Consider the following 24251-nt stretch of genomic DNA (forward strand, 5'->3'; position numbering starts at 1 on the left):
CCGATCAGCTGACCTTCATCCGCTCGAACATCCGGTACAGCAGCTCGGTGCCCTGCCGCAGTTGCGCGACACCGACCCGTTCGTCTACGCCGTGCATACGGTTGATGCTCTCGTTGTCCAGTGCGTACGGGTAGATGCCGTAGACGGGGATTCCGCGCGAGCGCCATGGGTTCCCGCTGGTGGACGCCTCGAACTGACCTGCGGTCGTGGTCACGTTCGGATACACCGTGCCCACCGCGTCGGCCCAGAACCGGAACACGTCGGTGTCCGCTGTGGATGGCGGGATGGCCAGGTTGCGGAGGAGCGTGTCGATCGCCTCCTGTTCGGACTGTCCCGTGGCGCCCAGCACCCGCAGCTGGACGTCCGCCTTGGCGGCCAGCCTGCGGAGGTCGGCGATGGTCTGCACGGGGTCGTCGCCGCCCGGCAGGAAGCCGACGCGTGCCTGCGCGGTGGCCCGGCCGGGAATGATCGAGGAGTAGTAGCCCGCGCCGGCGGAGACGAACGACACGGTGGAGCGCATCAGCGCGTTGTGCAGGTGCGGGTAGTCGCTGCGTTTGACCACTTCCGCGCCGGCGTCGTCCCTGGTCCGTTGGTCCCGTGCGGCGAGCATCTGGCGGATCGCCGCGGCGAACGCGGGGTCGCGCGTGCCGGCGGCCAGCGCGGTGAAGTACTTCTTCGCCAGTGCGTTCGGGTTGACCGGGGTGTGGAAGTTCTGCATGAGCTCGATCGCCTTGGCGATCCGGGTGATCGCCATGCCCGGATAGGGCTTGGTCGAGTGGGTGGCCCTCGCCTGGGCGACCAGCTCGACCACCACCGAGCGTTTGTCCGCACAGACGAGGGAAGCCAGCATCGGGCTGCCGTCGGGGTGATTGATGAGCCAGCCGCCCTCGGTGAGCACCGCGCCCGCGGCGACTTTCGCCCAGTGCTGCTCCACCAGCCAGGCGGTGCCGTACGGGCCGCCCTCTTCGTCGCAGTCGGCGAGGTAGATGATGTCCCGGTCGAACCGGGCGCCCGCGCGGAGATGCCGTAGCAGTGCGGACATGAAGGCGGCGTTGGCGCCCTTCATGTCCAGTGCTCCGCGACCGTAGAGAAAGCCGTCGGCGATCACCCCGCCGTAGGGGTCCACGTTCCACTGCTCGCCACCGGCGGTCACCACGTCGGAATGTCCCAGCACCAGCAACGGCGGCGTCGAGCCGCCGCTTCCCGCGACCCGGGCGAGGAAGTGCACGTTGTCGGGCTTGGGCGTGGGAACGATCTCGGCCGGTACCCCCGCGGCCTGCCAGATGTCGCGCATGGCCTTCGCGTAGGGCAGGGTGACGCCGCCCTCGCCGAGATGCGAGGTGTCGAACCGGATCATCAGGCGCGCCAGCTCGACCGGATCGGTCGGATCGGAGACGGCGGTCACCGCCGGGGCCGCCGAGGCGGTGGCCCCCGCGCCACCACGCGCGCCGAGCAGGCCGACGCCACCCGCGGTCACCCCCAGTCGCAACATCCGGCGCCGGGACAGCCCCGACCCGCCCTCGCCGTGGCCGGTGACGACCTCGCGCACCACTTCCGTGGCGTGCGTTTCGTGCAGCAGGTGGGAGCCGGGGAGGCTCCGGTAGCGGAACCCGGCGGTGGTCAGCTCCTGCCAGCCGCGCATGGCGTCCGCGGCCACGATCGTGTCCTCGGTCCCGGCGACCGCGGTGATCGGCACGTCCACCGGAGCCGCCAGACGCCCGTCGTATCGGTCGGACAGGGCCAGATCGGCCTGGCACACCGGCAGGTACAGCTCGTCGAACTCGGGATGCGCCAGCAATTCCGGCGCGGTGAGTCCCCAGTCGGCGAGTATCGAGCGGACCTCGTCCGCCGAGCGTGTCCCGGGAACGGGTCGCAACCGCGACGCCGGTGCCACCGAGATCACGCACAGGCGGGCCACCTCGATGCCGTCCCGGCGCAGCGCCCGGCAGGTCTCGTAAGCGAGCAGGCCGCCGAGGCTCACCCCTACCAGGACCAGCTCGGTGCCGGGTCGCTCGTCGAGCGCCGCTGTCACCTCGGCGGCGACCGCGCCGGCCACCGCGGCCGGTTCGGTCACCGGTCGCTCCGCGATCCGGTCGCCCCGGCCGGGCAGTTCCACCGCGGCGAGGGCGGTGCCCTGGGCGAGGAGGTTCCGCCAGGCGTGGAACGACACCGGCGAGCCACCGGTGGGCGGGAAACACACGAGCAGGACTTCGTCGGTCCGAGCGGGGGTCAGGTAGCGCAGCCACGCCATTGCGGTCGTCTCCCTTGGTCAGTCCTGCCGAACCAGCGCGGCGATCGCCTGGACGCATTGCGCCGCCAGTACGTCGCGCAGCGCGAAGTGCTGGTGGAACGTCTTCTCGAGTTGGTTGGCCAGTTGCACCGCGAGCAGTGAATGGCCGCCTGCGTCGTGGAAACGCTGCTGGTCGTCGGCCGGTGGACGGCCCAGCAGTTCCGTCCAGATCGACACGATCGCGGCCTCGACCTCGTCAGTGGGCCGGTAGGTGTCGTGGGCGGCCTCGGCCGCCGCGGCGGCCGAGGCCGCGACGGCCAGCGCGCGCCGGTCGAGCTTTCCGTTGCCGGACAGGGGGATTGCCGGTACCCGGAGCACGTGGCCGGGCACCATGTAGTCGGGAAGCTGCCCGCGTAGGTGCTCCCGTACCGTTGCGGAGTCCACTGACTCGGGAGCGGTCACGCAGGCGACGAGTTCCTGTGCGTCGCCGCGTGACTCGGCGAACACGCCGGCCCCGGTCACGCCGGGCACGGTCCGCAGAACGGCTTCGATCTCCTCCAGTTCGACCCGGTAGCCGCGGATCTTCACCTGGTTGTCGGCCCGGCCGACGATTTCCAGCGCACCGCCGGGCAGCCACCGGCCCACGTCGCCGGTGCGGTACCAGACCGTGCCCTCCCGATCGGCGACGAACCGTTCCGCGGTCAGTTGCTCGTCGCCGGCATAGCCGAGGGCCAGTGGCGGCCCGGAAACCCAGATCTCGCCTCGCATCCCGGGTGGCAGCGGCCGGTGGTGCCGGTCCCTGATCTCGATCACCGCGCCGGCGACCGGCGAGCCGACCGGCACCGTGACCGCGTCCGGGGACAGGGCCACGGTGTCGAAGGCCGCGACGTTCGACGCGGTCTCGCTCATCCCGTACAGGTTGAGCAGTTTCGTGTCCGGCAGCAGCGTGTGGAACCGGTGCGCGACCTGGGCCGGCAGCATGTCCGCGCCGCTGGTGACCAGCCGCAGCCGGTGGGTACACCGGCCGCGCCGGTCCAGTTCGGACAGCAGGCCGTCGACCAGTGGTGGGGTGAGGAACAGGTGCGTGACCCCCGCGGTGAGCACCCGGTCCACAGACAACTCGGGGTCGCGCACCTCCTCGTGGGTGAACGCCTCGGTGGGGATTCCCCGCAGCAGACCGCCCAGCATCTCCCACGCCGACGCGACCAGTCCTGGTGGCTTGTGCAGTCCGACGACCGACCCGTCGGGGAACGGGTGGGCGTTCCACATCCAGCGCAGCCGGTTGAGCACGGCGCCATAGCCGATCCGCACACCCTTCGGCGTGCCCGTGGTGCCCGAGGTGTGCACCACCTGGAACACCAGTGTGTCCAGGTCGGTGTCGCGAGGAGTCCGGGGCTGTGGGGCGGCTGGCTCCGGTTCGTCGTCCAGCCACACCCGCGGCGCCGCGGTGACCTCCGCCCCGGGGTCGAGCGCCCGCTGGGCCAGCACGGCCACGGGGCCGTTCTGGGCCACGATCAGCCGCTGCCGGTGCGCCGGGACGTCCGGGCCGAGCGCGACGTAGCCCGCGCCGATCTTGATCAGGGCGAGTACGGCGGCCACAGTGGACGGTCCCTGCGCCGCGGCGAGCGCGACGAGGTCGCCGGTGCCGACACCGTGCGCGGTCAGCAGGCCGGCGATCCCGTCGCTCCACCGGTCCAGCCGCGCGTAGCTGACCCCGTAACCGTTCTGGCGTACCGCGATCCGCTCCGGGCCGGCGGTCACCTGGTGGGCGAACAGCGTGGCCAGCGCGGCCCGGGGGTCGGTGGGTGGCGTCCGGCCGGGGAGCGGCTCGATGCCCGTGCGCGTCATGATCGGTTTCCTCCCGCGAAACGGCGGAGCAGGGCATGGTCGGCGACGCCGAGCAGATCGAGTTCGACGATCGGTGTCCCCGGTGCGAACACGACGGCGTCCAGTGCGAGCGCGGTGCTCTCCAGCACCCGGTTCGCGGTCTGCTCGCTGATGATGTCGGTCTGGTACGGGAACTGGGCGAGCAGTTCGTTCGCGCCGTGGCGCTGCACGTACAGCTCACAGTCGTACTTCGCGTATCCGGTGTCCAACTCGGTGAAGGTGAATGTCACGTCGCCGCCGGTGACCTGCTGCGCGGGGTAGGTGATCATGTTCAGCATGGTTTGGAACACCGGTGTGTTTCCCGACGTCGAGGGCAGGTCGCGGCCCATCCAGCCGAACGGGTAGTGCGCCGCCGAGATCCCCGCGACGATCTGGTCGCTGGTGCGCTCGAGCAACTCGCCGACGGTGGCGGCCGGATCGAGGCGGATCCGGAACGGCAGCATGTTCAGCAGGAACGAGGCGACGTCGGCCTGTTCGGGCCGTTCCCGGTTCGCGATCGGCGCGCCGATCACCACCTCGTCCGTGTCCCCGTAGTAGCCGAGCGCCAGCGCGTACGCGGTGAGCAGGTACATGAACGGCGTGCGGCCGTCGCGCGCGCCGAGCGCGCGCATCCGCGTCACCACGCCGGCGTCGAGCACCCGCTCGACCAGCCCGGCGCGGTAAGAGCGCCGCCGTGGCCGCGGCAGGTCCTCCAGGCCGAGCACAGGGAGATTCCCGGCCAGCTCCCGGCGCCAGAACTCCCCGGCCTCGGCGGTCGCGGGCTCGGCCAACCGTGCCTGCTGCCAGTCCAGATACCGGTCGTAGCGTAGGCACCGCGCGCCATCGGCCGTCGGCTCCGGCTGTCCGTACAACTCGGCCAGCCGGCGGAACAGCACGGTGGCGCCCCACCCGTCCAGCATCACCTCGTGGGTGGTCACCAGGATCCGGTGCTCCCGCTCGTCCAGCGTGAAGGCCCGTACCCGGAAGACGGGTTCGTTCTCCAGGTCGAACGCCCTGGTCGCCTCGGCCGACGCCTCATCGTGGTACCGCCGGTCGCGCTCTGCCGGTGGAAGGGCGGAGAGATCCTCGAACTCCGGCAGCGGAACGCTCCACTGTGGATACTCATGCAACAGTTCGTCGTCCCGGCGCAGGAACCGGGCGAGCAGTGCCGGGTTCTCCGTCAGCAACGCGTCCCAGGCGGCGGTCAGCCGGGCCCGATCCAGCGGACCGGCCAGGGAAAGCGTTCCCTGGTAGTGGTAGTAGGGGTTGTCCGGTTCCAGGCGCCAGTGGAAGTAGAGCCCGGCCTGCTGCGGAGTCAGCGGCCGGGTCCGGGAGGATGCCGCCGGCCCGGCGGCGTCCTCGACGGCGAGCTGACCATCCGATGTGGACGGACTGGCCAGTGTGGCCAGCGCGCGGGGACTGCCGGCCAGCAGCATGTCCCGCAGTGACACCGCGAAGCCGCGCGACCGCAGCAGCGCGACCGCCCGCATGGCCAGCAGCGAGTCGCCGCCCAGCTCGGTGAAGGAGTCGTCGCGGCCGACCCGGTGTACGCCCAGGAGGCCGGCCAGCACGTCAGCCACCTGCCGCTCGGTCGGATCCTCGGGCGTCGCGCCGGGTCCGGACGTGTCCTCGGGCCGGTCCTCCGGCGCGGGCAACGCCTGGTAGTCGATCTTGCCGTTCCGGGTGAGGGGAAGTTCGGGCAGCTCGACGAACACCGCCGGGACCATCGGCAGCGGAAGCCGGGCGGCGAGGAACTCACGCAGCTCGTCCGGGCGGGCTGCCGTGGTCGAGGTGAGGTAGGCGACCAGCCGGGCCGGGCCCGCGTCCGCCGGCGCCAGCGCCGTCTTCCTGGCCACCAGCGCGGCCGCGTCCGGTTTCCGCGCGATCACGGTACAGGCGGCGACCGCGGGGTGCTGGCGCAGCACGGCCTCGATCTCCGGCAGCTCCATCCGCACACCGGCGACCTTCACCTGCCGGTCCACCCGCCCCAGATACTCCAGCACGCCGGTGTCGGGCAGCAGCCGGACCGCGTCTCCCGTCCGGTAGAGCCTGCCCGTCCCTGCCGGCTCGAACGGATCGGTGAAGTAGCTGTCCCTGGTGCGCTCCGGGTCGCCGAGGTACCCCCGGCCGACCGCCACGCCGCCGACGTACAGCTCGCCCGGCTCACCGGGAGCGCACGCCAGCCAGTGGCCGGTCTGCTCGTCCTGGCGCAGCACGTACAGCGAGACGTTGCCGATCGGCCCGCCGATGGGCAGGTGGTGCGTGCCGGGCGCGGGCGGGGCGACTCGGTAGTGCGTGACGTCGTCCGAGCACTCGGTGGGCCCGTAGGCGTTGAGCAACGCGGTGTCGCCGCGGGTGCGTAGCCACCTGGCCGCGACCGCCGGTGGCAGCTCCTCGCCGGTGGCGATCAGCCAGCGCAGCGTGTCCAGTGCGCCGGGCGGTGCCTCGGCTAGTTCGTCCAGCATGAGCCGGATCAGCGTCGGCACCGTCTCCAGCACGGTGATTTCTCGTTGGGACACGGCCTCGAGCAGGCGTCCCGCGTCGTGCGCCCGGTCGTCGCCGAGCACGTGCACCTCGGCGCCGACCAGCAGCGGCGCCAGCATCTGCCAGACGGAGATGTCGAAGACCAGCGGCGCGGTCTGCGCGAGACGGTCCCGTTCGCCGAGTTCGAGGTCGTCCACCTTCGCCCACAGATGATTCAGCATCCCCTGGTGCTCCACGAGCGCCCCCTTGGGCTTCCCGGTGGAACCGGAGGTGTAGAGCACGTACCGGACCTGGTCGACGCCGGTCAGCCGGGGCCGACCGGTGAAGCGGGCGGTGTCGCCGGCGGGCGGGGCGAGCAGCGGGCGGCCCGCGGCGCTCGCGCCGGAGACAAGCCCCTCAGTGGCCGGACCCGCCACCAGCAGCGCCGCCGCACCGCTGTCGACGAGCACCTCGCGCACCCGCAGAGCCGGCCAGCCGTGATCGACCGGCAGGTAGACGGCGCCGAGCAGCTCGCTCGCGAGGAAGGCGGCGATCACGTCCGCGCCGCGTTCGCCGCCCACTGCGACGACGTCACCGTGCCGAACGCCGGAGCGCTCGAGGTGGCCGGCGATCCGCCTCGCGCGCGCGGCGAGCTCGGCGTAGCCGATGGTCTCGCGCTCGTCGCACACCGCGACGCGCTCGGGCGTGGTGGCCGCGAACCGCTCCACCGCCGTGATCACCGGTTCACCGAGAGGGTAGCGCGCCGTGCGCCGCAGGGCGTACCGGACGGCCAGCGCGCGCTGGCCGTCGTCGATGGTCAGCGGCGGCAGCGCGCCGCCCGCGTCGAGTGTGGTACCGGATACCTGTGTCGTTGTCATGCCACACCCCTTGTCAGACGGGCAACAGCTGCCCGATGTCGTCACGACGGGCCAGGCCGGCGGCGGTTCGGTTCCGCGCCGATCCGATGGGGTTCGCTTCTCCGAGTGTGCGTGGAACGAGGCGTTCCGCGGAGCAGAGTGCCCGGCTCCCGCTGCCGGGCAGCGTCAACGTCTCGGTGCCGAGTCGACCGGCGGACGAATCTGCCGGAAACATCCTGGTTTCCCGGTGCTGACGGCTGGGCGCGCTCGTCGGCACCTGGCCGAGCCAGCAGAACACGGCACCACAAGGGACTGGGTGAATAATTGCAAATTATGTTCGCGATACATGTAGTTGTTGAAATTGTAGGGGAAGCTGACGACATTTCCGAATTGAAAGAATTTGGTGCAGAAAGTGTCGCTCGGCCAGAACTTACTCATGGTGACGTGCGGGCAGTTGCGGATTTGGCCCCCTATGGGCTACTGCCTGCACTCTGGCTTACCCCCACCTCGTCGACGATACCTTCCGGAATGAAGTTGTCAAGCCTTTCTTAATATTTCGACCACCTTTCAAGATCATTTTTCTCGAACTCGTGGGTATTGCGGCTGGTAGTCGACCTTGACCACCGCGGCCTGGCGGCCGACGATCGTCTTCTGACTGGGCCGGGCCTGCCGTCGTGTGCCACTGCCGGCACGCCTGCGTCGCGGACCGCGCCAGGGATGCGACGGCTCCTGCGTCAGCCATGGCGATGGGGTGGTCAGCGCTGCGATGTAAGGGGTTTCAATGAACTTTGTGGCCCGGTCGGCACCGGGTGTCCGGTGGCGACGTGCCACATCGGCGACATTCGTGGCCGCGTCGGGCACTCGATGCGGAAGCGATAGGGGACGAAGCAGGCAAGAACAATACTCTTGTCGGCCGATCTCTGTTGATCCCGCGAGACCTGGCTGCTCGTGAAGGGATGGCCGGACCGAACACTTCGGCCGTCCAGCAGGGAAAGACATTCCGGCGCGTGGCACACGAGCCGCCGAACATCGCCCCGCTGCCGTTCAGTCGTTCCTGCGGTGAGCGATATAGGGGCGCCAGGTTAGGCGCTGGCCGAGATGGAGGCTCCGAACCCGGAGATGGGCGACGGGCGCCCGGGATACTCGGGCGGACGACAACGCGCTGCCCCTCTTTCCCCTTCGGCCGCGGCAATGCTTCCGGAACCCAACTGAGCTATGCGGACGTGCGGCACGGAAGACTCGACGGCCTGTCGGTTGTGGTCCGGCAGCGGGACGCTCCCTATCGGGCGACCGGTAGGGTGAGGAGTTCCGGATACCTGGATTCTGGCCGTCGGGCGGCGCGCTTTTGGCGCGTGCAACGGTCGTACATCTGAGATGTTGTCGCGGAAGTCGTCCAAAGTGGTGAAGAACCGGCCGGTCGGGTCGATCAACCTCGCCCGATCGGCGGCTCGCACTCCATACAGCGTGACCAGACGCCGACCGTGACCCTGCTCGGCCAACCGCGTCTGCATGGGCGTGTACACCTCGGCCGACAGCGGTCCGAACACGCTCGGCTCTCCCCGTTGCGGACCGCGCAGCGCTGAGAAACGTCCGCTCGGCGGTAGAAGAGTGCGTTGCGCGGGGACTCGAAACAGCAGAAACACCCCTCTTGGAATGGCCTTCTGTCGGTGACGACCTGTGCTGGGTGTCCTGTGCGGAAGCCAGGCCGTCAGCGTCCTTCGCAGTCATGTCACGCCGTGGGCTCGCAGAAGACGTAGACCGAATCGGTGAGGTTGTGCGGGTCGAGGCCCCGGTTCGTGTTGGCCCCGGTTGCGGGGATCAGTTCGTGCCCTGGCGGACGTCGGTCCCGTGCTCGGCGAACGCCTTGAAGTCCTCCATGTGCTGCCGCGACTGTTTGCGGAAAGAGCCAGGCATCACGAGTCCCACCAGTCGCATCAGCAATCCGTCGAACCGGAACTCGCTTTCACTCTCCCACAGCGTGGTGTCCGGACCGGCGTCGATGAGCCGGTCGCGCTGCGCCTGCCACATGCCTTCGCCGACGATCTCGCGGTCGTAGTGCACGACGACCGAACTGGGGATGGCGTGCAGGTCTTCAGGTTCCAGTCGCGTGATGGTCTCGGTGGCCTCCATCCTCTGCTTCCCTGTTTGAAACACGACTCGCGAGGTGGTGCCGAGCTGGCCGTGCACGCCGTTCACCGGCTCGTGCAGCACCAAGCCCCGCAGCCACTTCGGCAGGTGCGCCGGGTCGGCGAGCATCTGGAGCACCTTCTCCCGCGGCAGGGAGATCTCGATCGAGGTGGTGTACTTCATCAAGCGTTCCCTCCGGGGGCGTAGAACGCGGTTGTGGCCTCGACCGCGGCCGCCACGTGATCCGGATCGCCGCCGGCGGCCAGGTGAGCTTCGCCCCATGCCGCGGCGCTGCGCCGCGCGAACTCGCGCCCCTCGGGCGAGCTCCGGAACTCCTCGTGGTCGAGGGTCTGACCGTCGGACAGGAACCGGGCCAGGGCGAGGAGGTGCAGGTCCCAGCCCACACCGCCGGCACCGGGGCCGTAGGTCGGGAACATGGGCTCCCCGACGGCCGCCGCATGGACCAGTTCAAGCTCGGTGTCCCCGGCGGGGCCGGGGGACAGCCGCACCTCGACCTCGCTCGTACCCGGCCACTCGTCGGCTTCCGGTCCGAAGAGCCAGGACACCCGCAGCAGCCGCGGCGGGTCACACCGGAGGATCTCCCCGTGCTCACCGCCGTCCAACTCGAACGACCCGCCCAGCCGCAGGTCCCCGGTGACCGACTTCAACCAACGGCCCAGCCGCTCGGGGTCGGTGATGGCGTTCCACACGTCGTCGACCGGCGCGTCGTAGCGACGTCGCAACTCCATCGTGTAAGCGTCGCCGGCGGGTAAGGTCGCTGTTCCCATCGTCCGGCGCGCAGCGGCCAGTTCGTCCAGTACGTCCTTCATGTCATGTTCCTTTCGTTCGCGGACCGGCCTGGCCGACGTCGGTGTCGTCCCGGGCTGGGCAGCCCGGGGCCGGGATGTGCGCCTGCTTCGGGCCAGCTCGGTGCCCAGGGCATCGAGCCGCTGATCCCAGAACCCGCGAAACCGGTCCAACCACACGTCAACCTCGCTGAGCGGCTTCGGGTCGACGGCATAGAACCGGCGAGCACCCTCAGCCCGGACCGACGCGAACCCGTTCTCACGCAGAACGCGAAGATGCTGGGAGACGGCCGGCTGGGACAGCGCGAACTCGGCCCGGATCACGTCCGTGATCGCCCCGGAGGTCTGCTCACCGTCGGCGAGCAGCTCCAGAATCCGCCGACGCACCGGGTCGCCGAGCATGTCGAACGCGTGCACGAACCAGAACATACCAAACCTGACTTATATAAGCCACTACTGGTACTTCGGCATCCGGTACGCCCCATCGATACTGGTATCGAACGAGACCGACACATCCGGTGTTGTTCCATCAGGCGCGAGGCCCGGGTCGGAAATTCGGTGGAATGAAGGGTGCCAGGGCGGCGCGTTCGTGGTCGGTGATCGGGCGAGCGGCGCGGGTGATTTCGTGCAGGTACTCGATGTGCTGGGTCCGAAGGACACAAGACGGGGAGCTCGTGCCGAGGCTTTTGAGCAGCCACACGGCCCGCGTTTCCGCCAGCAAGCCGAAATACGAGGTCGCGGTGAGATGGCCGAGCCCGTCGATTTCGGTGGGCCGGAGCCGGTAGTCGCTGCGCCACATGGGCATACGGTATTTCTCCCGGCTCGCGTTTCCCGGTCCCCGCGCGTTCTCTGCCCGGGTGGGGGAGCATCCCCCACCCGGGCGCGGCGCCGGTCGTGTCCGGCTTCGACCGCAGGTGCGTGCGGGACGGTCGAGCCGGGCAAACCGTCAGCGATCACTGGCCGTTGGCGGTCCACACGAACGAAGTCGCCCGGGTTTGCATCAGGCGTGGCTGTTGCGGCGCATGCCTGAAGTGCGACAGGTCCGCCGCTTCGACTCGCGAAGGGCAGGTCGTCGAGGAAGCGAGTGCCCCATGCAACCCGCCACAGCTGCAGTGGACCCACCGTGCTGGCGATCGGGCCGGGTCCTCGATCGCGCCCGCCGCCGCGGCGAGCGCCAGCCGAATGAGTTCCGGGAAGCTTGAGACCGCCTGTCGAGTTACGGTCAGTCTGTTCGTCATCCTCTTCGACGGAATCTCGCAGCCCGAACTGGAGGACACATGCAGTACATGCTGCTGATCTACAACTGCGACCGCCCCGGACCCGGCGACCCGCGGTTCCCCGAGTCCCTGGCCGCCGTGAATGCCTTTGCCGACGAATGCCGCCGGCGGGGCGCCTTCGTCGCCGGGCTCCCGCTGCAGGGCGAGCACACCGCGACCACGGTGGCCGTGCGTGAAGGCAAGACGCTGATCACCGACGGGCCGTTTCCCGAGACCCACGAGCACCTGGGCGGCGCCTACGTTCTGGACTGCGCGACGCTCGACGAAGCGCTCGAACTGGCCGCGCTGTGCCCGATGGCCGCGAACGGCACCATCGAGGTCCGCCCGATCGCCGGAGTCCCGGGCCTCGACCACCGGGCCCCCAGCGGCGTATGACCGCCGCACCGGTTCTGCGGGAGACCTACCGCGAGCACCGGTCCCGGATGCTCGCCGCGCTGGTTCGTGCCCTGGGCGACTTCGAACTCGCCGAAGACGCGCTGCACGAGGCCTGCGCGCTCGCGTTGCGCAAGTGGGCGGACACCACCCCGGATGACCCCGTCGCCTGGCTGCTGACCGCGGCCCGCAACAGCGCGATCGATCGGCTCCGCCGGGCCCGCCGGGGCCAGGAGAAGCTCGTCGAACTCCGGCCACCGACGGAGGTGACGACCATGGACCTCGGCGACGAGCGTCTGCTCGGTGTCGGCGACGAGCGGCTCAGCCTCATCTTCACCTGCTGCCACCCCGCCCTGGCCGAGGAATCCCGTGTCGCCCTGACACTGCAGGCCGTGGCCGGGATGACCGCCGGGCAGATCGCCCGCACCTTCCTGGTCACCGAACCCGCGCTGGCCCAGCGCCTGGTCCGGGCGAAGCGCAAGATCCGGGACGCCCGGATCAGCCTGGACGTCCCCGCCGACCACCTGCTGCCCGAGCGGCTGTCCGGCGTCCTCGCGGTGATCTACCTGATCTTCACCCAGGGCTACATCGCCGACGGCGACCAGCCGGAGTTCCGCGAGCTGCAGCAGGAAGCGATCCGGCTGGCCAAGCTCGTCGCCGCCCTCATGCCCGACGAGGCCGAGGCGCTCGGCCTGGCCGCGCTGCTGCTCCTGCAGGACTCCCGGGCCGCGGCGCGCTACGACGCAGACGGTGACGTCGTCCTGCTGCAGGACCAGGACCGGTCGCGGTGGGACCAGACCGCGATCACCGAAGCGGTCGGGCTGCTGGACCGGGCACTGCGGCTCGGCGTGCCAGGGCCGTACCAGCTGCAGGCCGCCATCGCGGTGCTGCACGTCCAAGCCCCGGCCGCCGAGTTGACGGACTGGGCGGGCATCGCCGGTCTCTACCGCCAGCTGCTGGAGCTGGCCCCGTCTCCGGTGGTCGCGTTGAACCACGCCGTCGCCGTCGCCATGGCCACCACCCCGGCCGACGGGCTGGTGCTGATCGACCGGATCGACGGCCTCGACCGCTACCACCTGCTGCACGCCGCGCGAGCTGACCTCCTGCGCCGCCTCGGCCGGACTGCCGAGGCGGCGTCCGCGTACCGGCGTGCCTACGACCTTGCCGCCAAGCCCGCCGACCGGCGCTACCTCGCCGGCCGGTTGCGCGCCCTCGACCCCGTGGAGTCCTGATGAGACTGTCCATCCTCGATCACGGCCACCGCCGCCGTGCCAAGGCGTTCTTCGCGCTGACGTCCAGGAAGTCGGGTGTGGCCAGCCCCGACATCGTGAAGCTGCTGCTGTACCGGCCCGGGCTCTTCGCGCGTCCCCTGTTGGCCTTGACCGCTGACGCGATGCGCGGCCCGTCGTACTGGACGGCCGGCGAACGCGAGTACCTCGCCATGTCCACCGCGAAGCTGCACGAGTGCCCGTTCTGCGCCGTCACCCACGCCGAACTCGTCCGGATCGCCGCCACCGGCGAGATCGACCCGGACGACCCCCGCTCCGCACGCCCCGAACTCGAGGCCGTCCGCGCGTTCCTGGAGACCGTCAGCCAAGACCCCGACCGCGCCGACGCGGCCGGGGTGGCCGGCGTGCCCCGGCAGGCGGTCGTTGAAGCGCTGCGGGTAAATCTCGTGTGGAACGTCGTCAACCGCCTGGCCAACGCCTTCGGTTTTGTGCTGCGCGAGGGTCAACTGGAGACGGGAACCCGGTCACTGCATCGGTTCGGCTACCGCTTCCCCGGCTTCCTGGTCGCCGAAGGCCACTACACCGATCTCGGCGAGGTCGCGCAGAACCTGCGCCACTCCGTCCTGCACACACCGGGCGCGACCGGCCAGGCGATCCGCTCTGCCGCCCTGCTCGCCGACGAACTGCCGCAGCCGCTGCAGGCCTATGCCACCACCGTCCGCGACGCGTCCTACAAGATCACCGACGCCGACATCGACGAGCTCACCGCGGCCGGCTACAGCGAGGACGCGATCTTCGAAGTGACCGCCGCCGCGGCGGTCGGTGCGGCCTTGGCCAGCTACGACGCCGGACTCCGAGCAATCGGGGAATAACTGTCGAGAAGCCGTCGCGGCGTTCGTCCTCGAGGCGACAGCAAGTTGACCACCGAGAGGACTGATCATGCCCGGACAGATCGACTGGATCGAGATCCCCGCCGCCGACACCGCCAAGGCCCGCGCCTTCTACGGCGGGTTGTTCGGCTGGGGCAGCGCCGAGTTCGGCGGGAACTACCACGTGATCGACCACGGCCCAGCCGGCGCGATCGCCCCGGCGAGCGTGGGTTTCACTCACCCGCGGGTCTACTTCGGCACCGAGGACCTCGACGCCTCGGTCAAACGTCTGCACGAACTCGGCGGCCGCGGCGAGGAGGTCGAAGCGGTCCCGGGCGTCGGCCGGATCGCGCACTGCCACGACGACCAGGGAACCCCGTTCAGCCTGTTCGAACCCGCGACACGGAGCTGAGCCGACGACCGGGCGTGAGCCCAGGCCAGCTCGTGCCCGGCACGACGCTGTGCGTAGGTGAGCGTGGTAGCACGGATGATTGCGGAGTGGAGTTTGTCGCCGACGGGTGGGTGACCTGGATGTCGATACCGACCAACCCGGCGGGTTTGTCGGGCGAGAGGGCGATGACGCAGTTGGAGATCACCACGTCGATCGAGTGGTCCGGGAGCGGGATGTTCTCGATGGTTCCTTTGTGGAATTCGGCGTTGGATCGGGCGGCGGTGGCGTACGGCGTCCCGCTGCTGCTGGTGGTCGGTCATGAGGCGGCCTCGCAGGCCACGTCGGTAAGCACGAATCTCGCTTCGGTCAGGATCTTCAGGTGCGCCGACACGGTGGATTGCCCGACCGTGACCTGCACTGGTCAGGGTGCGATACTGCAGGCGCGCATGCGCTGTTCGATCCGCGGCCTCCCATCCTCGAACGGAAGCCGTGCACGGCGAGGGAGCCGGGCCGGACGGCCCAGCCCCCTCGCGTGGTTCCAGCGGGAACCTAGTGCAGGAGCGCGGTCAGCTCGTGCACGAACGCCGTTGCGGCGATCAGGAGTGCGGTAGTTGCTGCTACCGCACTCCTCGCCCGACGACGTATCCGGGTGCACGCGCAGCCGGCACCTGGCCGTTCGGCCATGCGAGTCCTCCCGAATCCGGGATCGTTCGTCCGGTCGTCCAGCCGCGTCCGGCTGGTTGGAGCCCGCTCGGCGGGTTGCGCCGCAGTGGCTCCTCAAGGCCTCGTGAGTAGCGTATCCGGCCCCCAGTACGCGCATTTGACAACACCAGTGTTGACAGCGGCGAGCCCCGAGCGCGTCAGCTCCGTGTCGATCGAGTGTTTATGCTGGTCAAGGCGCTAGTGGGGCAAGTTGCCGGGATCAAGGCGCGCCGGACTCCATAGAACGGAAGTTGCCGAAGGTAACTGGAAGCCTCTTTTTTTGCTGGATCTACGTAGTTTTCCTTGGCATTTCAGTCCAGCAGATGGCGGTAGATGTACTTGACGACGATCTGGTTCTTGCCGGTCGCCGAGAACGATGTCAGGTCCACATCGGGACGAGTTCGGGGAGCAGGGCCTGGACGCGACGATCGATCTCGTCCCGGATCGGGCGGACGGCGGCGATGCCCTCTCCGGCGGGGTCCTCAAGCTGCCAGTCGAGGTAGCGTTTGCCGGGGAAGGCCGTCGCCACAGCCCATGGTGATCACGACGTCGGCGGCCGTCTGGGAGCGTCCGGCGTTGTGGGCGCAGACGAGCAGCACTTCCGGGGACACTCCTGCTGCGGGACCTCCACGGTGGTGAAGCGGCGCCGGAGTGCGGGGGAGACGTGCCGGTCCCGTCGGCCGAGGCGTTCGACTTCGGCGTGGCGTTCGCGGCGGGCGTGGCCGAACGCTACGTCGACCACGCCCGTCAGTGCTACGCGGCCGCGCGCAAGCTTGAGACGGCCCGCGCAGTGCGGGCGTTTCCCGCCCTGCTCGCCACGGCCTCCGTCCCCGCCCGGATGCGCCCGCGCGACCGCCAATCTCTGCCCCGGAATCCGACGAACTCGCGGGTCAGGGCGGCGACCTTAGAGCTACTCACGGCAATCATCAGCGGAATCCGCCATGGATAGGCTGCCGTGAAGTGCGCCCGAGTTGCCCGCGGCCGATAACACAGAGTAAGGACGATGGGGTCCTCCTGCTATCGAAGCCCCCGCGCGACGCGTCCCTCCGCTCTCGGAGCCGCTGACCGGCACCCCCCCCTGAAAGCTCGCCTCGGGACGACGTATACTCTTTGATCAGCAGGTCCGAGTGGCGGAATGGCAGACGCGCTAGCTTGAGGTGCTAGTGCCCTTAACGGGCGTGGGGGTTCAAGTCCCCCCTCGGACACTCTAGGGGTTCAAGTCCCCGGCGACACCATCGCGGCGCATGCTGATTAGCCCAGCTTGAGCGTTGTGCGTCGTGTGCAGCTCGCACTCTGGACACGGGAATTTCATGCCTTAGGGACATGAACCTGGTGGGTAGGCTTCAGGGGCGACCTTGCCTGACGAAGACATAGTGTGGACAAGATTTCGTGACGGTGCTTTGCCAACCCACTCATAACAGTATTCGCGGTTACTGCAGTGGGTGCCCAGTGAGCTGCCTTACATCGGCCAGCGCTTGCCGAACTGTCTCTGTCATCTCATGTGATCGGCCGTATGCCTCAATGGTCTCTTCAAGGAGTATCTCCATGTCTGAGCCAGCTGCTGCAGCCTCTCCGGTTACGGCCTGTTGCTCGGCATTGACGATCCGGTCGTTGATCGATTCGCGGGTCAGGTAATTGATCTGGCGGGATCGGCGGAATTTCGGCTTCGGCGCGCGGCTCGAGCGGTGTCGCCGGTTGTGCGTCCGGGACCGTTCCGGGTCACGGAAAGGCAGCGTGAGGTCGATGTCGAACCCGGGGTTCGGCTCGGGTTCTCCCTCAGTGGGCAGGTGGCGAGTCAGAACGTCGATCACGTCGTCACACGTAGGCCGGTCGGAGAAGTCCTTCTCAAGTAGCCCGAGCACGAGCTCGTCGAGTTCGGCCGGGAGATCGCGTACGCATCCGGTCAGGCGATCCGGGGTGTCATTGAGGTGCTGATCCTCCACCGTGTCCATACCTGCGCTGGTGTCGAACGGTTCGCGGCCGCTCAACATCAGGTAGAGAACGCAGCCCAGGCTGTACAGGTCGGAGGCCGCGACGTCCCGCGAGCGCAGGATTTGTTCCGGTGCCCGGTACCCAGTGGTGCCGACACCGAGCCGGGTGTACCTGGTGGGATCGCCGTCGGTTGGCAATGCGATTCCGAAGTCGATCACGTAGACCCGGCCGCCGTGGGTGAGCATGATGTTTTCCGGCTTAATATCCCGGTGGAGAATCTTGCTTTCGTGAGTGGCGCGCAGTGCCCGGGCCACCGAAACCCCCAGGCAAGCGACTTCGGTCACCCGCGGCCGATTGAGGCGCAGGTAGCCCCTCAAGTGTATGCCGTCGATGAATTGCATCGCGATGTAAGGACGACCGTTATGCAGCCCTTGCGTGAAGAAATCGGGAATGCTCTCGTGGTGCACTCTAGCCAGCATTCGAGCCTCCCGACTGAACCGATCGAGCCGCCTTTCTTCGGTTTTCTTGTCTTCTTGTGTGAAAGTTCCAAAAGACGGTGTCTTGAGTACCACGGCGCGATTTCCGTCGAACTCCACTGCTTTGTACGTGAGGGCCATCCCGCCTCGGCCGAGAAGTTCTTCGACCCTATAGCGGAATTCCACCACATCGCCGTTCTGCACCACTGCTCCTCGGTTCTAGACCCTTCGGGGAGGGCTGGGTGAACTGTAGTGGATGGTTGATCGGGCCCAGCGGTAGGATGGTGTCGGCGTGTCGAACGATCTTCGGGGTGGTTTCGGTTGTCAGTGGGAGCTTTATTACCGGCGGGTAGCCGACGTTGACCCGCAATGGTACGCGAGCGATCCGAATCGGTGTGGGCGACCTCCGCCCGGACGAATGGGGTTGTCCGATGTCGTTGGCGGCAAAGATCCGCCAATGGAGTCCGGACGCGCGCAGGTTCGACCTGCCGCTGGAGTCATTCACCCTTGGTCCGTTGATGATCGCCCTTGATCGGCTGGAATTCGGCGGGGCATCTCCGGAGGAAGTGATCGTGGAGCTGGCCCGGCGGGACTACGGTCTTGCCGGTGGCCGCAAACCGGTGCATCCGGCGCTGGCGGAATGGACGATCGGGGCGCTGCGCAACTACCTGGCAGCCCGCTCGGATGCCGATACCCCGGCGGTGGTCCCGGTGCCGTTCACTTGGGTGGTGCGAAAGGAGCTGGAGGCCTCCGACTCCCGCAGTGTGGATCTGTACGAGTGGACCAGCTGGGGCAGGCGTTACCGTTCGGCGGACGGACGGATCCGCGAGATGTGGTTGATGTCCTTCGACGAACCCAAGCCGAAGTCGGCGGCAGAGCTGGCGGCAGCGGCTCACGTGGCAGCGCACGGCGATCCTGTCGAAGGGCTCCGCCGGGGCACCTCATGGTTGGCGCAACCCAGGCCGGCTGACCGCGTTCACCCGCAGGAGGTAAGGCTGGCTGCTTTCGGGGCGGGTTCGGCCCGAGCCGAACCGCTGGGACGCTGGAGCCGGGCCGCGACGCCGGAGCTCTTCGGGACGGACGTCCTCCGCGTGGCCGTGGACATCATCGATGGCAGGCGAAGGGTTCCCGGTGGCAGCTGCGCCGACTGCAAGGTGATCGACAGGTGCCCGTCGGCGCCGTCGCATGACCTGCTGCCGAACGTCCGGATGGCGGTGAGGGGCCGCCGCAGCATCTCCGCGACCGACCTGCGCAATTACGCCGCCTGCCCGGCTCGGTACCACCTCTATCGTGAGGTCGGCCTGCCCCGCTCGGCCCGGCCTGAGTCACCTCCAATCGTCCTCGGGCGAGCAGTGGATTCCTGGCTGAACGACCGACATCGGCTTGCCCGGGCGAGGTGCGAGCCGGACGACGTTCAGCCGCTCGAGTTCCCCGGGATACCCACGGACATGGCCGAGGCAGCTACCCGGATGGTCCGTCAGCACACCGGTCTCTGCCCGGTGACGGCTGACCCGGAGGCGCGGCCCCGCGTCCAGGAACTGGTTTCGGCGTACGACTCGCGCTTGGATGTAATTCTGCTGGCTACGCCGGATCTGCTGTACCGGCGGCACGGCGGGTGGATGTGGAGGGAAACCAAGACTGCGGCGAAGCCCTTGTGGCGGGGACAGTCCTTGCTGCGCCGGATTCCGCAGTTGGCGGTCGGTGTCGTCCTGCTTGCGGCGAGCGCCGCCGGCGAGATCACGAAGCACTCGCGAGTGGAACTGGAACACCTTCGCGTGGACGATCGCGCGTTCGAGGAGTTCGACCCGAACATGCCCAAGGTCTTGGCAGAGGCCCGCGATGTAGTTGGGGAGATGCTGGCGCCGCTGCTACGGGACACCAGGTACGAGCCTGCGACCGGTGACGGGTGCCTCGACTGCCCGGTGCGCCGGTGGTGTGCCGACGGTACGGATTACGTCTCCGCGCGCGGCGGGCAGGACGCCCTGGGGGAGGCCGATCGCGTTGTGGAATGACCCGGACATGCTCTTCGTCGGGGACGTCGCGCGCGCACTAGTCGACCTGGACCAGGCGGACGGGCTGCTGGCCTTTCGCCTACCCTACCCCGCGAGCGCCCAGCGCGTGCTGAACCGCTGGGTGCTCCGGGCACTCAGGGAGGGTACGACGCCGCCCGCGAGCGTTCCCGGAATGGTCGAGTTCTGCCAGGAACGGCCGGTGGTTGACTGGCCGTTGAACTTGCCGCGAGGCGTTTTCACCGAGCGTAGCCTGCTGCTTGACGAGGAGCACGGCCTGCTGACCAATCTGTGCTACGAGGTGGCGTTCACCGTCGGTGTGGCGGATCCTTGGGCCGAGATCCTCGGGATGCCGGACCACGCCGCAGACCTCTGCCGCCACCGGCGCGACGCACAGGCTTACGAGGCATTCCGTCGCCTGCTGGCTGAGAACCCGGTGCTGGACAACGACGCCGTCACGTCAATCGCCTTCGACAGGCACCTCGGACCGCTCGAAGGTCTTCCGAACGAGATCTACAAGGAGGTTGGTGGCCGCTGGCGCGAGAGTGGCGAAGCCCGCGACTGCGAAGTGTGTGGACACCTCACAGTGCCACTGGATGTCGATACGTGGGTGTGTGAAAGCGACGGCTGCACAGGTGCGGGCACCGGCCGGGAATGGTTCGCCGACGAGGGTCTGCTGTTCCAGCTCACACGCGTGCACCGCCAGTTCGTGTCACGTCCAGGCCGGGTGGTGCTCGACCTCGCCGCTCGCCTGGAGGAGTGCGGCGTCGACGTGGCTAGGTGGGCAGATTACGGCTCGTACGACCTGACGATCACCTTCCCTGGCAACGTCGTGTGGGCGGTCCAGGTCGTGGATTGGAGCAGCCCGGTCCTGGCGGGGAACGTGGCGTTACCGATCGCCGACTCGCCGCAGGTCCGCCAGGCGTTCCGGGTGGTGCCGGCACACCGCCTGGCCGGCGAACCCGGCTACATCGCGACTTTTGAGCAGTTCCAGCCGGACAGCGGCGTTCCGCTGCTGTCCGATGCTGAACTGCTCGCGCGCGTGCGACGTCAAGGTGGGCCACACGCACGGCGATTCGATCGAGGTGGGAGTGCGTAAAGCGGACGCCTGGCTTCATCCCCTGGTGAAGAGCCTGAGGAAGAACTGGCCCGAGGAGGACTCAAAGGTTCCGCCAGCGCTGCTGTGCCGGGTGGAACTGGGATTGCGGCTGCTCCAGCACCTCGATCCAGACCAGCCGGCGGCCGGAGCCTGGGTGTTGTTCGGCGGGTATCCGTTCGGGCAGGTGGCCGGCATCGTGACCACCCCGGAAAAGGAGTGGATGGTGACCTGTGCACGGCACCGGCTGTGGACGCTGCGCCGCCGGCGGTCGTGGATCGACCACGTCGCGACGTATCGGAAGCTCTCCGCGCAGGTCAGGGCATATTCGGTGCCGGAGGACCTGGGCCCGGCGGTGCTGACCGGTCCCGGCGGCGCGGCGAAGGACCGGTTGACCCACTACGACCGGGCACTGACCGAGTTGCCCGAGTTCAGCAGGAACGCCCTGCGTCCCGCGGAACCGGGGCGTCACTACTTTTTCCGCCGGGGCAAGCCCGCCTGGATCGAGATTCCCGAGGATCTGACGGCGAGCCACCGGCCGCCGGTGAAACACCCCGTCGACGAGCATTCCCGGCTCAACGGAAAGCCGATCGAGATCACCCGGGACGACCTGAAGGACGCGGCGAAGTGGCTCATGGGCCGGGAACGCGCACTCCCGCAAATCGAGCCGAGAAACTGGCTCGAACATCTCGGTGACGTCAACTTCGACGTGCTGGAACCGAACGGCTCGAAGTACACCGAGCGCCAGTCGTTCACGCTCGACGGCTTGCTCAACGCCGTGGGCATCGTCGGGGCGGGCAAGAGCACACTCATGGTGCTCATCGCCGTGTGGGCAGCGCGGAACGACCCTGCACTGCGCACGACCCTCGTGGTCGGCGACGTCGCGGAACAGCTGCGGCTGACGGCTTACCTCCGCGATGTGCTCGGTCTCGGCGCGGCGTCGCCCGTCATCGGGTTCTCCACCCGGGGACGGCACATTCAGAACCTGCACCGTCGCCTGGCTGCGCAGGGGCGGGCGACGCTGATCGACCACCGCACCGAGGTGGCGTTCGGTGACCTGAGCACAGCCTGCCCGATAGACGCCCTCCGCGAGGACGGCACCGGCGAGCCGACCCGGCTGATCGATGCCCCGTGCACCGGGCTCCACCCGAGCGACGAAGGTGAGGCCGACGCTCTAGACGACCTGCCGGCCTTGACCAAGGCCCGCGGTTGCCCTGTCTGGCACGACTGCCCGCGCAACGCCGCCGCGCGCACCCTGGTCGACGCACAGGTCTGGATCGCCAACATGGCCTCGCTGGTGACCAGCCCGCTCTCGCCGCACATCAGTGACGCGCGGTTGCGGCACCTGGAACTTGCGTGCGTGCGCAGCGACATCGTCGTCGTGGACGAGTCCGACCGGGTGATGATGAACCTCGACGACGTCTTCGCACCGGTGGCGACCCTCGTCGTCAAGGGGCCGGAGTCGTGGCTGGACGTGCTGGACATCCACAACTCCCGGGAACTCTCGCGCGAAGGCCGCCTCCAGCTCCGCGAGGAGCACGTCACGCAATGGGAGGCCTCGCTGGAGGTCGTGACCAGCGTGACGAACCGGCTGTACCGGGAACTCATCGGCCACCAGGACATTCGCGAGTGGGCCGGGATCGAGTTCTTCAACTCCTGGACCCTCCAGGAGCGGCTGCTGAACGAGTTCCTGCCGAGGGCCGAGCAGAGCACGCCGTTGCTGCGGGAGGAGGACCTGGCGATCGAGGACCCCGACTATGACGAGCGCGGCCACGCTCGCGCCGCCAAGGCGACGAGCCCGGACGGTGCGGACCGGCGGGCCCGCGCCGAGAAGGTGTTCGACCTGTTCCGGGACGACCCCCTAGGGGATTCGGGTTCTACGGACACCGAAGCCGCCCCGCTGGTCGCCGCGCTCTGGGCGGTCCTGCACCCGCTCGACCACACCGTTGCACGCCGGCAGGTCGAAGCGGTCTTCACCAGCCTGTTCGGTGATGGCGCGTCGGACTTGGACGTCCGGAAGCTGGAGTTCCTGCTGCTGTTGTCGGCGCTGCACCACCGGCTGGACCTGTTGACCCTCTTGTGGCCCGAGGTGGAGGCCGCGCTGCGGCTCGAGCTGACCGACAACGAGCTCGTCCGAAGGCCCCCACTGGACTACATGCCATTGGTTCCGGAGTCCCCGATGGGCAACCTGCTGGGTTTCCAATACATCCCGGACGAAGTCGAGACGGAGGCCAACCGAGACCACCTGACCGGCACCCTCCGGTTTTTCCGGTGTTCCGGAGTCGGCCGCCAGCTGCTCGTCACGCTGTCCGGCCTCGCCGCCGATCGAGCTGCCGGCCGGTCGGGACCGCATGTGCTGCTGATGTCGGGTACCAGCTGGGCGGGGACGTCCACCAGGGCGCACGTCCCCGCGCCGGTGGGCATCATCCTCCGGCCTGATCCCAAACGTTTGCAGGCGGTGAGCAAATCCACCTTCACCCCCCGGTTCCTGTATAACCGCGGCCGGCCGATCAGCCTGTCCGGGCAGCCAGTCGCCATGCGGTCCGCAGTGCTGCGGCTGATGGTCCAGCAGCTGGGCGAGGAGCGTCTCGGCGCGCCGAGCGTACTGGACGAGGAACTCGACCAGGTCGAGCACAGCCGGCGACGGGCCCTGGTTCTGGTCGGCAGCTACCGGGAAGCTGAGATCGCGGCTGAGCAGCTGCACGGCATCGGCCGGTGGAAGGGCCACGTGCGCGTGCTCACCGCCGACGACGCCGACTTGGACGAAGCGGCGACCGGTACGCGGGACGCTCCGGACGCCGCGGTGGGCTCCATCCGGCGAGGCAACGTCGCCACGTTCGCCCACGACCCGCACGCGATCGTCCTGGTGGCTCCGCTGCTGGCTGTGGAGCGCGGGCACAACATCCTCAACCAAGGGAAGGCCGCGTTCGGTGTGGTGCTGTTCCTGTCTCGGCCGCACCCGGTGCCCAACGACCTGGGGCTGGCGGTGTTCGCGATCAACGACTGGGTCAGCCGGTTCGTGGACGGGACCGCTGAGAAGCCGGCCGACCCGGAGGAACCCGCGAGCTTCCGGGAGCTGGTCTCCCGTGCAGGCTCGCTGGACGCCGCCGGGCAGGCGTTCCGTGACCTCGCCCGGCACCGTTGGGGCAAGCTGCTCACCCGCCGGTACTCCTACCGGCAGCTGTCCAAATCGGAGCGCAGGTCGTTCGCCTGGGATCAGCTGGTGACCATGTGGCAGGTGATCGGCAGGCTGGTGCGTGGTGGTGTCCCCGCGCGGGTTGTGTTCGTCGACGCGAAGTTCGCGCCTCGGATGGCGGAGGCCCACGCCCCTGGGGCGCCCAGCAGCGCGCAACCCGCCTTCGACACCGCCGCGACGAGCCTACTGGTCAACATGAAGGAGGTGCTGGATCCGTACTTCGCGGCGAGCGACGCCGACGCAGAGCTGGTCCGCATGCTGTACGCACCGGTCTACCACGGGTTGAAGCAGCTTTTCGAACGCGACCGCCAGGCGCGGGCGCTGATGGCACGGCAGATGGATGGTGAGTGACG

The 24251-nt window shown here is 68.7% G+C and carries 16 protein-coding genes, 1 tRNA gene and 3 pseudogenes; 9 read left to right on the forward strand and 11 right to left on the reverse strand.

Annotated features, from left to right (window positions below; genetic code table 11):
• Positions 1 to 4: 4 nt before the first annotated feature.
• The 7 genes and pseudogenes from ABD987_RS39540 to ABD987_RS39570 all read right to left on the reverse strand — a co-directional run bounded on the left by ABD987_RS39540 (position 5) and on the right by ABD987_RS39570 (position 11148).
• Positions 5 to 2251, reverse strand: coding sequence for a M20/M25/M40 family metallo-hydrolase (locus tag ABD987_RS39540; RefSeq protein WP_345406962.1), 2247 nt, complete (start codon positions 2249 to 2251; stop codon positions 5 to 7).
• Positions 2252 to 2269: 18 nt separating this feature from the next.
• Positions 2270 to 4078, reverse strand: coding sequence for a non-ribosomal peptide synthetase (locus ABD987_RS39545; RefSeq protein ID WP_345406965.1), 1809 nt, complete (start codon positions 4076 to 4078; stop codon positions 2270 to 2272).
• Positions 4075 to 7437, reverse strand: coding sequence for an amino acid adenylation domain-containing protein (locus ABD987_RS39550; RefSeq protein ID WP_345406968.1), 3363 nt, complete (start codon positions 7435 to 7437; stop codon positions 4075 to 4077). The genes ABD987_RS39545 and ABD987_RS39550 overlap by 4 nt, the downstream gene beginning before the upstream one ends.
• A gap of 1797 nt (positions 7438 to 9234) precedes the next feature.
• Positions 9235 to 9726 (reverse strand): SRPBCC family protein, encoded by a 492-nt coding sequence (locus tag ABD987_RS39555; protein ID WP_345406971.1) that lies wholly within the window; start codon positions 9724 to 9726, stop codon positions 9235 to 9237.
• Complete coding sequence (locus ABD987_RS39560; RefSeq protein WP_345407156.1) at positions 9726 to 10373, reverse strand: SRPBCC family protein; 648 nt, start codon at positions 10371 to 10373, stop codon at positions 9726 to 9728. Before ABD987_RS39560 ends, ABD987_RS39555 begins: the two co-directional genes overlap by 1 nt.
• Before the next feature lie 48 nt (positions 10374 to 10421).
• Positions 10422 to 10766 (reverse strand): annotated as a pseudogene (locus tag ABD987_RS39565) (ArsR/SmtB family transcription factor); the annotation flags it as partial.
• A gap of 112 nt (positions 10767 to 10878) precedes the next feature.
• On the reverse strand, positions 10879 to 11148 hold the full coding sequence (locus ABD987_RS39570) for a hotdog family protein (protein ID WP_345406974.1): 270 nt from the start codon (positions 11146 to 11148) through the stop codon (positions 10879 to 10881).
• 478 nt (positions 11149 to 11626) lie between these two features.
• Between ABD987_RS39570 and ABD987_RS39575 the strand changes: the two genes are divergently transcribed.
• The 4 genes from ABD987_RS39575 (at position 11627) to ABD987_RS39590 (ending at position 14508) form a co-directional block, all read left to right on the forward strand.
• Positions 11627 to 12001 (forward strand): YciI family protein, encoded by a 375-nt coding sequence (locus ABD987_RS39575; protein WP_345406977.1) that lies wholly within the window; start codon positions 11627 to 11629, stop codon positions 11999 to 12001.
• Positions 11998 to 13230, forward strand: coding sequence for an RNA polymerase sigma factor (locus ABD987_RS39580; RefSeq protein ID WP_345406980.1), 1233 nt, complete (start codon positions 11998 to 12000; stop codon positions 13228 to 13230). The genes ABD987_RS39575 and ABD987_RS39580 overlap by 4 nt, the downstream gene beginning before the upstream one ends.
• Positions 13230 to 14099: a carboxymuconolactone decarboxylase family protein gene (locus ABD987_RS39585; RefSeq protein ID WP_345406983.1), complete on the forward strand. Its 870-nt coding sequence runs from the start codon at positions 13230 to 13232 to the stop codon at positions 14097 to 14099. The genes ABD987_RS39580 and ABD987_RS39585 overlap by 1 nt, the downstream gene beginning before the upstream one ends.
• Positions 14100 to 14166: 67 nt before the next feature.
• On the forward strand, positions 14167 to 14508 hold the full coding sequence (locus ABD987_RS39590; protein WP_345406986.1) for a VOC family protein: 342 nt from the start codon (positions 14167 to 14169) through the stop codon (positions 14506 to 14508).
• A gap of 139 nt (positions 14509 to 14647) precedes the next feature.
• Here the strand turns inward: ABD987_RS39590 and ABD987_RS44670 are convergent.
• The 3 genes and pseudogenes from ABD987_RS44670 to ABD987_RS39600 all read right to left on the reverse strand — a co-directional run.
• Positions 14648 to 14767, reverse strand: a pseudogene (locus ABD987_RS44670) (methyltransferase domain-containing protein); the annotation flags it as partial.
• Between the two features lie 36 nt (positions 14768 to 14803).
• Positions 14804 to 14905 (reverse strand): ArsR family transcriptional regulator, encoded by a 102-nt coding sequence (locus tag ABD987_RS44675; RefSeq protein WP_378214286.1) that lies wholly within the window; start codon positions 14903 to 14905, stop codon positions 14804 to 14806.
• Between the two features lie 663 nt (positions 14906 to 15568).
• Positions 15569 to 15800 (reverse strand): annotated as a pseudogene (locus tag ABD987_RS39600) (low molecular weight phosphatase family protein).
• Between the two features lie 53 nt (positions 15801 to 15853).
• Here ABD987_RS39600 and ABD987_RS39605 point away from each other — a divergent pair.
• Together ABD987_RS39605 and ABD987_RS39610 are read left to right on the forward strand one after the other, a co-directional pair.
• Positions 15854 to 16138, forward strand: coding sequence for a hypothetical protein (locus ABD987_RS39605; protein ID WP_345406989.1), 285 nt, complete (start codon positions 15854 to 15856; stop codon positions 16136 to 16138).
• A gap of 172 nt (positions 16139 to 16310) precedes the next feature.
• A tRNA-Leu gene (locus ABD987_RS39610) sits at positions 16311 to 16394 on the forward strand.
• Positions 16395 to 16619: 225 nt separating this feature from the next.
• Here the strand turns inward: ABD987_RS39610 and ABD987_RS39615 are convergent.
• Positions 16620 to 17801: a serine/threonine protein kinase gene (locus tag ABD987_RS39615; protein ID WP_345406992.1), complete on the reverse strand. Its 1182-nt coding sequence runs from the start codon at positions 17799 to 17801 to the stop codon at positions 16620 to 16622.
• Between the two features lie 227 nt (positions 17802 to 18028).
• Here ABD987_RS39615 and ABD987_RS39620 point away from each other — a divergent pair, with 227 nt between their 5' ends.
• Genes ABD987_RS39620 through ABD987_RS39630 form a run of 3 tightly spaced genes read left to right on the forward strand, consistent with a single transcriptional unit; the run spans position 18029 to position 24249 of the window.
• The gene (locus ABD987_RS39620; RefSeq protein ID WP_345406995.1) at positions 18029 to 19609 is read left to right on the forward strand and encodes a PD-(D/E)XK nuclease family protein; all 1581 of its coding nucleotides are present in this window, start codon (positions 18029 to 18031) and stop codon (positions 19607 to 19609) included.
• Between the two features lie 7 nt (positions 19610 to 19616).
• The gene (locus ABD987_RS39625) at positions 19617 to 20705 is read left to right on the forward strand and encodes a pPIWI_RE_Y domain-containing protein (protein WP_345406998.1); all 1089 of its coding nucleotides are present in this window, start codon (positions 19617 to 19619) and stop codon (positions 20703 to 20705) included.
• A gap of 25 nt (positions 20706 to 20730) precedes the next feature.
• Positions 20731 to 24249 (forward strand): pPIWI_RE_Z domain-containing protein, encoded by a 3519-nt coding sequence (locus ABD987_RS39630; protein ID WP_345407001.1) that lies wholly within the window; start codon positions 20731 to 20733, stop codon positions 24247 to 24249.
• Positions 24250 to 24251 lie beyond the last annotated feature (2 nt).

It is taken from the genome of Amycolatopsis samaneae (assembly GCF_039541975.1).
Taxonomy (GTDB): domain Bacteria; phylum Actinomycetota; class Actinomycetes; order Mycobacteriales; family Pseudonocardiaceae; genus Amycolatopsis; species Amycolatopsis samaneae.

Bases quoted from the DNA above. Each gene is read 5' to 3' on its own strand.
- ABD987_RS39585 (WP_345406983.1), top strand. From the start codon at position 13,230: ATGAGACTGTCCATCCTCGATCACGGCCACCGCCGCCGTGCCAAGGCG.
- ABD987_RS39560 (WP_345407156.1), bottom strand. From the start codon at position 10,373: ATGAAGGACGTACTGGACGAACTGGCCGCTGCGCGCCGGACGATGGGA.
- ABD987_RS39625 (WP_345406998.1), top strand. From the start codon at position 19,617: ATGCTCTTCGTCGGGGACGTCGCGCGCGCACTAGTCGACCTGGACCAG.
- ABD987_RS39555 (WP_345406971.1), bottom strand. From the start codon at position 9,726: ATGAAGTACACCACCTCGATCGAGATCTCCCTGCCGCGGGAGAAGGTG.
- ABD987_RS39590 (WP_345406986.1), top strand. From the start codon at position 14,167: ATGCCCGGACAGATCGACTGGATCGAGATCCCCGCCGCCGACACCGCC.
- ABD987_RS39570 (WP_345406974.1), bottom strand. From the start codon at position 11,148: ATGTGGCGCAGCGACTACCGGCTCCGGCCCACCGAAATCGACGGGCTC.
- ABD987_RS39580 (WP_345406980.1), top strand. From the start codon at position 11,998: ATGACCGCCGCACCGGTTCTGCGGGAGACCTACCGCGAGCACCGGTCC.
- ABD987_RS39575 (WP_345406977.1), top strand. From the start codon at position 11,627: ATGCAGTACATGCTGCTGATCTACAACTGCGACCGCCCCGGACCCGGC.
- ABD987_RS39545 (WP_345406965.1), bottom strand. From the start codon at position 4,078: ATGACGCGCACGGGCATCGAGCCGCTCCCCGGCCGGACGCCACCCACC.
- ABD987_RS39540 (WP_345406962.1), bottom strand. From the start codon at position 2,251: ATGGCGTGGCTGCGCTACCTGACCCCCGCTCGGACCGACGAAGTCCTG.
- ABD987_RS39550 (WP_345406968.1), bottom strand. From the start codon at position 7,437: ATGACAACGACACAGGTATCCGGTACCACACTCGACGCGGGCGGCGCG.
- ABD987_RS39620 (WP_345406995.1), top strand. From the start codon at position 18,029: ATGTCGTTGGCGGCAAAGATCCGCCAATGGAGTCCGGACGCGCGCAGG.